Raw genomic sequence first — 10,353 nt, forward strand, 5'->3', positions numbered from 1 at the left:
GATAATTGAAATCATATATATTTGCTACGCTATGTTGTATAACTTAGGCTTAGTAGCCTTTTACAGTTTTGCTACCGTTGCAGGGATACAGATTCTCTATTACCTGATCGTCTTTTCCAGGGTAGCTTTTTATCGCCGTACCTTCGACGTGGATGCAGAGCCGGAAGCACAGTTCTCAGTTATTATCTGTGCCAAGGATGAGGAATTGAACCTGCAGAAAAACCTGCCTTCCGTACTTTTACAGCGATTTCACGATAAAAAAAATCCGTCTTTTGAGGTCATTGTTGTGAATGACAACTCAGAAGATGATACAAAATATTACCTCCGGTCAATAGAAGTTGGTTATCCACATTATCGCCATATTGAGATTAAACAACCTGCCAAGTTTATTCCTGGTAAGAAGTTTCCACTTTCAATGGGAATCAGGTCAGCAAAATTTGAAAATATCCTGCTGACAGATGCAGATTGTAAGCCCAGCAGTACTTATTGGTTAGCACTGATGAGTCAGGGTTTTACGGATGGGAAGGAGATTGTGCTGGGGTATAGTCCTTATGTAAAGAAACCGGGGTTGCTGAATAAGGTGATTCGTTATGAGACTTATTTCAGTGCTTTGCAATACCTGGGTTTTGCGCTGAGTGGTGTGACTTATATGGGTGTGGGGCGGAACCTGGCTTATAAGAGGGAGTTGTTTAACCGTCAGAAGGGGTTTACGGCGCATCATCATATTGCTTCGGGCGATGATGATCTGTTTGTGAATGCGGCGGCGAATAGGGGGAATGTTGGTGTGGTGATCAATAAACAGGCATTTACTTATTCTGAGCCGAAGACGAGCTGGCGGAAGTGGTTTTTGCAGAAGACAAGGCATATGAGTACTGGTAAGCATTACCGGTTTAGTCATAAATTCCTGTTGGGGTTGTTTAGTTTGACGCATTTCCTGTTTTACCCGCTGTTTATAGCGAGTTTATTTTTTCAGCCGATGATGATTTATGTGTTGGGGATATTTGGGGGGAAGATGTTGTTGCAGTCGGTGATTACGTTTATGGCAATGAAGAAGCTGGATGAGGGGGATTTGTTTAAGTTCAGCTGGTTTATGGATATGTTTATGTGTTTATATTATTTGATATTTACGCCGGCGTTGTTGTTTAAGTCGAAGAACAGGTGGTAATAGCAAAGGCCAGGTATTTTTTGTAATTTTGTACAAATGTTAAGTAATGATACCCGTAGAAAACTTGAACATATCGTTAGAGGCCTTAGCCTTGAAGGGGAAGCAGATCATTGCACAGCAACCCGAAATTACTTATGCGCAAGCTTTAGCACAAGTAGAACGGTTAAAAAAGACTTCGAACGTAACGCAATCATCAAAAAAGAGCAGGCCCCAAACCTAACCTTTTTAAAAAATAAAGACTTTTATCTGCCCGGAGACGAGACGTTCTCCGGGCAGTCTTTTTAAATACATCCGGTTTCACTATTTCAGAATAGCATCCTACCTTTGCGCCTACATATGGACATCATTCAAAAATACTTCGGGGACTTCACCCCTACTCAGGTCGAACAATTCTCAGCACTGTTCGAACTTTACAAGGATTGGAACGAAAAGATCAACGTCATTTCCCGTAAAGACATTGATGCCTTATATGAAAAACACGTCCTGCACTCACTGGCAATCGCTGCAATTGCTGACTTCCCGGATGGCCACCAGGTAATCGACCTCGGTACTGGTGGTGGTTTCCCAGGCATCCCCCTGGCCATCTTTTTCCCGGGGGTAAAGTTCCACCTTGTGGATGCCATCGGTAAAAAGATCAAGGTCGTACAGGGTGTAGCCGAAGCCCTGGAATTAAAGAACGTAACCACTGCCCACTCCCGCGCAGAAGATATCAGGGATAGAAAATTCGATGTGATTGTATCCCGTGCCGTAGCCCCCCTCAAGGACCTCTGGCGCTGGGGAAAACCATTGGTTAAAAAAGCGCCTGCTCATGCCCAGGAACCCGGTCTCATCTGCCTGAAAGGCGGCGACCTGGCCCTGGAAGTACAGGAAAGTGGCCTCAGACCCCGCCTCACTCCCGTTTACCAGCTATTCCCTGAAGAGTTCTTCAAGGAAAAATTCGTAGTAGTGGTAAATAAGTAAAAATAATTCCTCTCTTAAATTATTGGTTTTCATTATTTATAGGCTAAATTCAAAAAAACTTTACTGAACTTTAAAATATCCTGCATTTTCCTTCGTCTCCAATAATAAGATGAAAGAATTGCTCCTCACAAAAACGCCTCTAGCTATGGCTGCTGAACAAAATGAGCGCATACAGGAAACGGTGCGGAAGGAGCGGCAACGTCTACTCCATTTTATCCGGAAACGGGTGAATAATGTGGCGGATGCAGAAGATATTTTACAGGACGTTTTGTATCAGTTTACGGAATACTCCCGGTTGGGTAGTCAGATTGACTCTATTACCGCCTGGTTATTCACCGTAACACGCAATAAAATTACCGACTGGTTTCGCAAGAAACGGGAGACTACCTTCAGCGATCATACACAGGAAATAGATGGAGAAGAGACTTTGTTCCTATCCGAACTGATAGCCGATCAGGATGCCAGAAGTGATGCACCACTCACACGAAAAATTTTAGCAGAAGCGATTATGGAAGCCATAGAAGAGCTGCCGGAAGAACAGCGCTATGCATTTATACAGCATGAACTGGAAGGGAAATCCTTCAAGGAATTGTCTGCTGAAACCGGCATCTCCGTGAATACCCTATTGTCGAGAAAACGCTACGCTGTACTGCACCTTCGCGAACGGCTGGCACAATTGTATGAAGAATTGTAAAACACATTATATGTTTAAGAGAGGAGACAAAAAGCCGAAGGCTTTACATATTTTAAAGTTCATTGTCATGGGGGCGGTTTTCGTCACCGCACTGGGCTTCGGTATCCGTGAACTGTGGAATTGCCTGATACCTGAATTATTCCATGGACCAGTTATTACTTTCTGGCAGGGTTTAGGCCTTTGCCTGTTGGGTAAAATGCTCTTTGGCTGGCATGGCGGCGGCCCGGGTGGTTTCAGAAGAAACAGAAGAGCCTGGGATGAAAAGCTGAAAGAACGCTATGCGAATATGACACCAGAAGACAGAGAGCGAATGAAAGAAGGATTGAAGAACTGGTGCCGACCTAATAACCGCTTTAGCCGCTGGTATGATGATATCGACGCAAATGCGGATCAGCCTAAACACGACGCTAAACAGGAAGAAAGTAAACCAGATATAGGAACCAATATTTAATGTAGCCATGCGCTCCTTTGCCATTCAACCATCTACAACTTTTAATGCTATGACAGGCATATTCAAAACTAATATAGCGACACCGGAAGAAAGAACAAATGTACTCCATGCCATCCGGAACAATTATGAAGTAGGTCAGTGCCATGTAGACCTCGAAGATTGTGATAAGGTATTGAGGATTGTGAATATGAGTGTGGAAGAGAATGAGATGATAAAATTTGTGCAGCAGCAGGGGTTTAATTGTGAGGTATTAGATTAACAGATATTTTACGGATTACGATGATAAAAAGGATGTACATTGTGCATCCTTTTTTAATTGAAAATAGAGAAGCTGACACTGCATTTGATTCAGCAACAGAAAGAAATAGAGGAATTGAAAGCGCTGATTAAGAAATAGGCAAAAGAATGGTGTCTCATTCATAAAATGAGATGCCTTTCCCTCTTTTGGGGATGTCGCTTATCTTATTGCCATCGGATTCTACGTCTTATTACTATCGGATTTATTCCAATCTCACCTCTCTCACCGTTTCATTTCCAGGCAGATCTACCGCCACAATGATTAATTTTCCACCCGGTGGCAAACCGGTCGCCTTATAATGCCAATCCACGCCATTCCTGCCTAATACCGCCTTTCCTCTTTCCAGTATGCTGCCTGCTGCATCTACAATACGAATAGCCACTTCTGCTACCCTGAATTCATTCTTCGCGGTTACCACCACAGTCTCGTCTTCGAAGCGAATACGCTGGATTTCAGGAGAATTGTAAGCATCCTTTACAGCCATATTATAGGCATTCTGTCCAGGGCCTGCCAGGGACTTATAATAGGCTTTTATCTCAGGATCTTTTATGATCGCTACTGCATAAGCTGCCGCAATTTTCATCTTATACCTGGCTTCCAGCTGCTTTTTTGTCGGTTTTTTCTTTGACGGACCGCGCTTCTTCGCTACAATAATCTGCCCGTTCCTTTCGTAAATCGTGATTTCATCGCCAAGGGAGCCCGTGACGGCCTGAAGGAGTAGGTTGTTGCCTTTAACAATAGCCATAACAAACAATTTTGAGGTTACAGGATCAATATTAAAACCTTCTCCTGAATAATAGTGCTGCTTTATCACCAAATGAGTATTAATACGCCACTTAAAGGGCACCTCAATATCAAATCGATATTGAGGTGCCCTTATGATGATCTTGTAGTGTACTTATAATATACTAGTTTACCCGAATAAAACCTTCATGAAAAAGGGAATTCACCAACGGGGAATGAAAAACATTTTCAAAAAAAAAGAGGGAGCTCCGGTTTAAAAGCCGGAACTCCCTCTTCCCTTATTATTATTAAAAATTTATAACTTCAACGTATTGTTACTGCGGTTAATGTCCGCCATGCGTAAGCTGGGATCGATCACTATTTCTCCTATATCGCCCATTGGCGTATCAATCACTACATCATATGTAGGGCTGGTCCATCTCCATGCATCATGCACGGTACGCATAATATTACCATCTTCATTGGGCTTTGTGCCATACATCAATGACAGCGGTATATAGTGCATGAACTTCTTACCTGCCTTTGTTGTTACCAACAAATCAATCGGCATTGGGAAGTTATCCACTCTGCGCAAACGAATTACTGTCTTGCTATTATCGTTGGTGAAAACCGTATCAATTCCATAGTCAATATGCTTCACAGAATAGACTAAGTATTGCTTATACCAATCCAGCGCTATTCCGCTTTCCTTCTCCATTTCACGAATGAAATCATTTGGATTCGGATGTTTGAAACGCCAGTCTGAATAATAACGCAGCAATCCTTTATCCCTGTTCTCTGTACCGATTACATAACCTAACTGCTCTAAGAACACAGCACCTTTATTGTACGCTGTCTGTGTATAACCATAGTTCGTATTGTAATGATCAGAATGGGTACTCATTGGCTCTTCAAACCCGCTTTTTACCAGGTTGTAATAGCCATTGTAAGACCCTTCCTGTGCAAAAGCTTCTTTGGTAGAATCCAATGTATGATACAATACATTGTTCTCTGCAAATGTTGTGAAGCCTTCATCCATCCATGGATACAGGCTTTCGTTGGTACCCAGCATTCCCTGGTACCAGCTATGCATCCATTCATGCACACCCAATCCATATAATCCTTCCAGTTTACCATTGCCCATGATCAAGGTAGCCATTGGGTATTCCATACCACCATCGCCACCTTGTATAAAGCTAAAGCTCTTGTAAGGATAAGGACCATAATGTGCTTTGATATATTCATATGCACGTGGGATCATCTTTGCAAATGCAGGCCAGGTATCCTTTGTGATATCATTCTCAATGTAAAAGAAGTGTGCGACAAAGCCATCTACCTGTTGGGTGATGTGTTTATAATCAGGATCGGCTGCCCATACAAAATCATGTACGTTGTTTGCAATGAAATGCCAGTTCAGCTTCTCCCCGGCAGGACGGATCACTTTGGTGCCCGTCATTTCATAACCATAACCGATCTGGTTAGGATTCTGTAAATAGCCGGTAGCTGCAATCACGAACTTTTTGTCCATCGCAATCTTCACATCATAATCACCCCAAACGCCGTAGAACTCACGTGCGATGTAAGGAGTGGCATGCCAGCCTTCGTAATCGTATTCACACATTTTAGGATACCACTGCGACATGGAGTAGTCTACACCTTCTGAATTATTACGGCCACTACGGCGGGTTTGCACCGGCACCTGTGCTTCAAACTCCATTTCGAAGGTAGTCGTGCTATGCGGCAGGATTGGTTTTTTCAGTGGCACTTCCAGGATGGTTTCCAGCATATTGAAAGGCTGTGGTACACCATCACGTTTCAGTGAAAGCACATGCTGATAGCCGGTTTGCTCAGGTGTGAATTTAGAGATCCTATCTGCTACACGGTAATCCCAGTCTCTCCTTTCATTGCCTTTGGCGTCACGACCTATCACTGTTTTGCCCAGCTCACGGCTACGCACATCCATCATGCTGCCTGGCTGAAATGCATTCCAGTAAAGGTGATAGAACACCTTGTACAATGTATCGGGTGAGTTATTGGTATACTCCAGTTTTTGCTTACCTGTAAAACGGTTAGTGGTTGCATCTACATTTACATCCATAACATATTTTACCCGTTGTTGCCAACGGTCAGGCTGTGCCTGCGCAGGTACGAAACCTGCTGCCAACAGGCACACCATCAGGCCTTTAACTACTGACATGTGCTTCATTTCCTAATACTATTTTTGTTGTATGACAAATGCGGTACATACCCCGGTCAGGGTGTAAGCTGTAGGCCGCTTTATGCTTTCGACTTAACTTTTGCGTTTACGTGGGGAGATACTGCAAATCTCCTGCCTGTCATGAAGATACTGAGTTATTCTTCTTCTTCCTGTGCTTTTTTCCTGCCGGGAGCACCCTGTAAAATCAGTACGATTTCCCCTTTTATTCCTTTTTCCTTGAAGTAGTCATGTACTTCCTGCAGGGTACCTCGCTTGTTTTCCTCGAACATCTTGGTCAGTTCACGGCTCACGCAGCATTGTCTGTCAGCGCCAAAGTAACCGATCATATCTTCGAGTGTTTTTACAATGCGGTGTGGAGATTCATAAAATACGAGGGTACGTTCGTCTGTAGCCAGCTGTGTAAACAGCGTATGGCGGCCTTTCTTCAATGGCAGAAAGCCTTCAAAAGCAAACCGGGTCATAGGTATACCACTGTTCACAAGCGCCGGCACAAAAGCTGTAGCGCCGGGCAGGCATTCCACTGGTACACCTGCACGTACACATTCCCTCACCAGCAAAAATCCGGGATCAGATACACCGGGAGTACCGGCATCGGTGATCAGGGCCATTGTTTTGCCGGCCTGTAATTGTTGTAACAGGTGCTGCAATACTTTGTGCTCATTGTGCTGATGATAAGGAGTAATGGGTTTATTGATGTTGTAGTGCTTCAATAGCACACCAGAGGTGCGGGTATCTTCTGCCAGCACCAGGTCTGCCTCTTCCAGTACTTTTACAGCGCGGTAAGTAATATCGGCAAGATTGCCTATGGGAGATGGAACGAGATAAAGCTTCATAAAGAACGTATGGCGCATGACATACCGGCAACATCTACCGGTAGTGCATCTTTCCTGAATAAAACACGTAAGGCTGACTTCTGGCAGCTAAAGTAAGCTTTAGCGCATGAAAGTCAGCCTTATTAATTATTTATTGAATAGTTACTTCAAAAGATTCCATTACCTGGTTAGCCAGCAGTTTCTGACAGGCGTTCTCAGCCAGGGTCTGTGCTTCTTCTTTTGTAGCAGCTTCTATATGCAGCGTAATATGTTTTCCGATTCTCACATCATTGATCTGGGTAATGCCAAGATTCTTTAAACCACTCATTACCGCTTTCCCCTGTGGATCCAGTAATTCTTTCAGTGGCATCACGTTGATATGTGCAGTAAACGTCATTTTTTCTAAAATTTTGACGCAAACCTAATACATAAATCGCAAAAAACAAGCTGGGTTTGTTTGAGGAGGGCTGTAGATGGTATTTTATAAGCCGAAGGAAATGGCTTTCCCTTCGGCTTATAAATAAATATTGGCCGGCATGAAGTATGCCGGCCAATATTTATATGAAAAAAGAAGTACTATTTATTTAGAAAGAATTGCTATTTACTTAGCTGTTGTAGCAGGGCGTGCCGCCACTGATAATAAGACATACACAACAAATACAAACGGCACTGTTGCAAATTTCAATACTGGTATTGCCAATATTGCTAATATCAACAGTAAAAACCGTGGCCAGTTCTGTGTAGGATTAAAATTCCTGAACTTCATGCTCAGCATCGGCATCTCTGCCACCATCAGGTAACAAAGCACAGCTATCATAATATACAGGAGCCAGATATTTTGCAGGTAGTGCGCCAGATTATACGGATTGTACAGCATGATCAATGGGAAAGACGCTACCAGCAGCCCTACTGCCGGGGTAGGAACCCCAATGAAATTCTCTGACTGACGGGTGTCCAGGTTGAACTTAGCCAGCCGGAATGCTGCAAAACAAGGCACCAGCAAGGCCGGAGCCAGGTTGACATAAGATACGTCAAATACATCCGGCATCTGCATATAAGCACTACGCAACAAACGGAAGAAGATCATACCCGGCACTACGCCAAACGTCACCATATCTGCCAGTGAATCCAGCTCCTTTCCAAATGGGGAACCTAGTTTCAACAGGCGTGCAGCCAACCCATCCAGAAAATCAAATATCGCAGCCAGTACTAGCAGCCCGGATGCCCAGTAGACAGGTGCAGGATTTGTTACGGCGTAGTCATGTCCATTGAATTCGGCGATGTATTGTGGTGCATGCAGGATGTAAATGATTGCCAGCGCACCGCAAAACAAATTACCCAGTGTAAGGATGTTAGGAAGTTGTTTCATTGTGATAGTCCAGCAGATTGTATCAAAAGTCATTTGACGGGCCAGAGAATTGCATAAGCAAAGATGCTCCCCCATCAGGTATCCGGGTTAAACCGGGCAGGATTTTCTTTTGATACAACCTTGGTTCTGTATTTTTTGGTAAATCTAACGCTAATATTACGCAATAGCGTACGTATTACCTTATTTTTTCATTAAAGATTCAATTTCATCAGCAGTGATAGGAATATTTTTCATCAGGTCGATATTGCCTTTTGAAGTTATCCACACGTTGTTTTCAATTCTTACACCCATCTTCTCTTCTTCAATATAGATACCTGGCTCAATGGTCAGTACGGCGCCATCAGGAATCGGCTGCCAGAAAGATGGCCCTAAATCGTGTACGCCTACACCCAGGTGATGGCTAATACCATGATACAGATATTTGCGGTATGCAGGTGATTCAGGATCCTGGTTTTTGATATCTTCTTCCTTCAGCAGGTTGATTTTTACGAACACTTTTCCTGCTTCTTCCCCCATCATTTCATGGTATTTTGCAATGGTCAGTCCTGGCTTCAGGATTGATTTAGCATAGTTATGCAGGTGCAGACAGGCATCGTATACTTCGCGCTGACGGGGAGTGAATTTACCATTCACCGGTACGGTACGTGTCAGGTCAGCATTGTAACCACCATAAGCAGCACCGAAGTCCATCAGTACCAGTTCGCCGTCTTTACACTCCTGGTTGTTGGAAACATAGTGCAGGGTGCGGGCACGGTCACCGCTGGCAATGATAGAAGTATAGGCTTCACCGTCTGAACGGTTGGAGAGGAATTCGTGTATGATCTCTGCCTGAATTTCGTGCTCATATACGCCTGGACGAATGAATCTGAACAGACGGCGAAGTGCCTTTTCTGTAATGTCCATCGCGGTCTGCAGCACGTTGATCTCTTCAGGTGTCTTAACAGCACGCAGTTTTTTGAAAATAACAGCCGCTCTCAGGTAGTTGTGCAAAGGATAACGGGCACGCATTTCTTCTGCATAGCGGTAATCCCTGACAGCGATGAGGCTGGATTTACGGTTATTCTCGTTGGTATTTAAATAGATATTAGTGGCTTCGTGAATCCATGGTTGTAATAATCCATCCAGCACATCCAACCAAATAACCGTAGCTATACCCGATACAGCCAGTGCCTCGTCTTTGCGCAGACGGTGGCCATCCCATTTCTCTTTCAACTCATTTGGACGTACTAATACAAGCACTTCTCTGTACTTAGGATCCGGATTGTCCGGGTATAAAATGAGCATGGTATCCTCCTGCTCAACACCCGTCAACCAGTACAGGTCATGGTTTTGCTCGAATCTGTATAAAGCGTCTCCATTGCTGGGCAACTCATCGTTGGAATTGATGATTGCAATGGAATTGGGTTGCATTTCCGCAATAAAGCGCTGGCGATTTTTGATGAAAATCTGTGAATCCAGTGGCAAATTTTTCATAATTGATCCTATTGATTAAAACACGCGTCAAACCTACTGAAATTTTAGGAAGTAAAATTGAAGAGGTGAATATGCGTGTACAATGGAAGAGGATAAGTGTATTTACAGCCCGTAATTAATTACTGTTTCCAGCAAAACAGCCCCGGCCATTTTAGAATTTATCTAATTTGATATCGAAGTTGTTTATACT

Annotated in this window: 11 protein-coding genes; 5 read left to right on the forward strand and 6 right to left on the reverse strand. The window is 43.6% G+C overall.

Annotation, left to right across the window (positions count from 1 at the left end):
* The first annotated feature begins 31 nt into the window (after positions 1-31).
* The 5 genes from BW716_RS22740 (at position 32) to BW716_RS22765 (ending at position 3,529) form a co-directional block, all read left to right on the forward strand.
* Positions 32-1,165, forward strand: a complete 1,134-nt coding sequence (locus tag BW716_RS22740) for a glycosyltransferase (protein WP_235643928.1) — start codon at positions 32-34, stop codon at positions 1,163-1,165.
* A gap of 336 nt (positions 1,166-1,501) precedes the next feature.
* Positions 1,502-2,125, forward strand: a complete 624-nt coding sequence (gene rsmG / locus BW716_RS22750) for a 16S rRNA (guanine(527)-N(7))-methyltransferase RsmG (RefSeq protein ID WP_083726315.1) — start codon at positions 1,502-1,504, stop codon at positions 2,123-2,125.
* Positions 2,126-2,270: 145 nt separating this feature from the next.
* Positions 2,271-2,819: an RNA polymerase sigma factor gene (locus BW716_RS22755; RefSeq protein ID WP_083726335.1), complete on the forward strand. Its 549-nt coding sequence runs from the start codon at positions 2,271-2,273 to the stop codon at positions 2,817-2,819.
* Positions 2,820-2,829: 10 nt separating this feature from the next.
* The gene (locus tag BW716_RS22760) at positions 2,830-3,270 is read left to right on the forward strand and encodes a hypothetical protein (RefSeq protein WP_179091232.1); all 441 of its coding nucleotides are present in this window, start codon (positions 2,830-2,832) and stop codon (positions 3,268-3,270) included.
* A gap of 49 nt (positions 3,271-3,319) precedes the next feature.
* Positions 3,320-3,529, forward strand: a complete 210-nt coding sequence (locus BW716_RS22765) for a hypothetical protein (protein WP_083726319.1) — start codon at positions 3,320-3,322, stop codon at positions 3,527-3,529.
* A 241-nt stretch (positions 3,530-3,770) separates the two neighbouring features.
* On the opposite strand, the gene BW716_RS22770 is transcribed toward BW716_RS22765, so the two are convergent.
* The 6 genes from BW716_RS22770 to BW716_RS22795 form a co-directional block, all read right to left on the reverse strand.
* Positions 3,771-4,313, reverse strand: coding sequence for a hypothetical protein (locus tag BW716_RS22770; protein ID WP_143708979.1), 543 nt, complete (start codon positions 4,311-4,313; stop codon positions 3,771-3,773).
* A gap of 294 nt (positions 4,314-4,607) precedes the next feature.
* The gene (locus BW716_RS22775; protein WP_235643929.1) at positions 4,608-6,488 is read right to left on the reverse strand and encodes a M1 family metallopeptidase; all 1,881 of its coding nucleotides are present in this window, start codon (positions 6,486-6,488) and stop codon (positions 4,608-4,610) included.
* A 155-nt stretch (positions 6,489-6,643) separates the two neighbouring features.
* On the reverse strand, positions 6,644-7,342 hold the full coding sequence (gene rsmI, locus BW716_RS22780) for a 16S rRNA (cytidine(1402)-2'-O)-methyltransferase (protein ID WP_083726325.1): 699 nt from the start codon (positions 7,340-7,342) through the stop codon (positions 6,644-6,646).
* Between the two features lie 130 nt (positions 7,343-7,472).
* Positions 7,473-7,718: a phosphoribosylformylglycinamidine synthase subunit PurS gene (gene purS, locus BW716_RS22785; protein WP_083726327.1), complete on the reverse strand. Its 246-nt coding sequence runs from the start codon at positions 7,716-7,718 to the stop codon at positions 7,473-7,475.
* Between the two features lie 204 nt (positions 7,719-7,922).
* On the reverse strand, positions 7,923-8,690 hold the full coding sequence (locus BW716_RS22790; protein WP_083726337.1) for a phosphatidylcholine/phosphatidylserine synthase: 768 nt from the start codon (positions 8,688-8,690) through the stop codon (positions 7,923-7,925).
* A gap of 180 nt (positions 8,691-8,870) precedes the next feature.
* Positions 8,871-10,163, reverse strand: a complete 1,293-nt coding sequence (locus tag BW716_RS22795) for an aminopeptidase P family protein (RefSeq protein WP_083726329.1) — start codon at positions 10,161-10,163, stop codon at positions 8,871-8,873.
* Positions 10,164-10,353 lie beyond the last annotated feature (190 nt).

The sequence above is a fragment of the [Flexibacter] sp. ATCC 35208 genome, assembly GCF_001975825.1.
GTDB lineage: Bacteria > Bacteroidota > Bacteroidia > Chitinophagales > Chitinophagaceae > Chitinophaga.

Excerpts from the sequence above, each read along its gene's own strand:
- BW716_RS22760 (WP_179091232.1), top strand. The coding sequence starts at position 2,830 with ATGTTTAAGAGAGGAGACAAAAAGCCGAAGGCTTTACATATTTTAAAG.
- BW716_RS22795 (WP_083726329.1), bottom strand. The coding sequence starts at position 10,163 with ATGAAAAATTTGCCACTGGATTCACAGATTTTCATCAAAAATCGCCAG.
- BW716_RS22765 (WP_083726319.1), top strand. The coding sequence starts at position 3,320 with ATGACAGGCATATTCAAAACTAATATAGCGACACCGGAAGAAAGAACA.
- rsmG (WP_083726315.1), top strand. The coding sequence starts at position 1,502 with ATGGACATCATTCAAAAATACTTCGGGGACTTCACCCCTACTCAGGTC.
- BW716_RS22775 (WP_235643929.1), bottom strand. The coding sequence starts at position 6,488 with ATGTCAGTAGTTAAAGGCCTGATGGTGTGCCTGTTGGCAGCAGGTTTC.
- BW716_RS22790 (WP_083726337.1), bottom strand. The coding sequence starts at position 8,690 with ATGAAACAACTTCCTAACATCCTTACACTGGGTAATTTGTTTTGCGGT.
- BW716_RS22740 (WP_235643928.1), top strand. The coding sequence starts at position 32 with ATGTTGTATAACTTAGGCTTAGTAGCCTTTTACAGTTTTGCTACCGTT.
- rsmI (WP_083726325.1), bottom strand. The coding sequence starts at position 7,342 with ATGAAGCTTTATCTCGTTCCATCTCCCATAGGCAATCTTGCCGATATT.
- BW716_RS22755 (WP_083726335.1), top strand. The coding sequence starts at position 2,271 with ATGGCTGCTGAACAAAATGAGCGCATACAGGAAACGGTGCGGAAGGAG.
- purS (WP_083726327.1), bottom strand. The coding sequence starts at position 7,718 with ATGACGTTTACTGCACATATCAACGTGATGCCACTGAAAGAATTACTG.
- BW716_RS22770 (WP_143708979.1), bottom strand. The coding sequence starts at position 4,313 with ATGGCTATTGTTAAAGGCAACAACCTACTCCTTCAGGCCGTCACGGGC.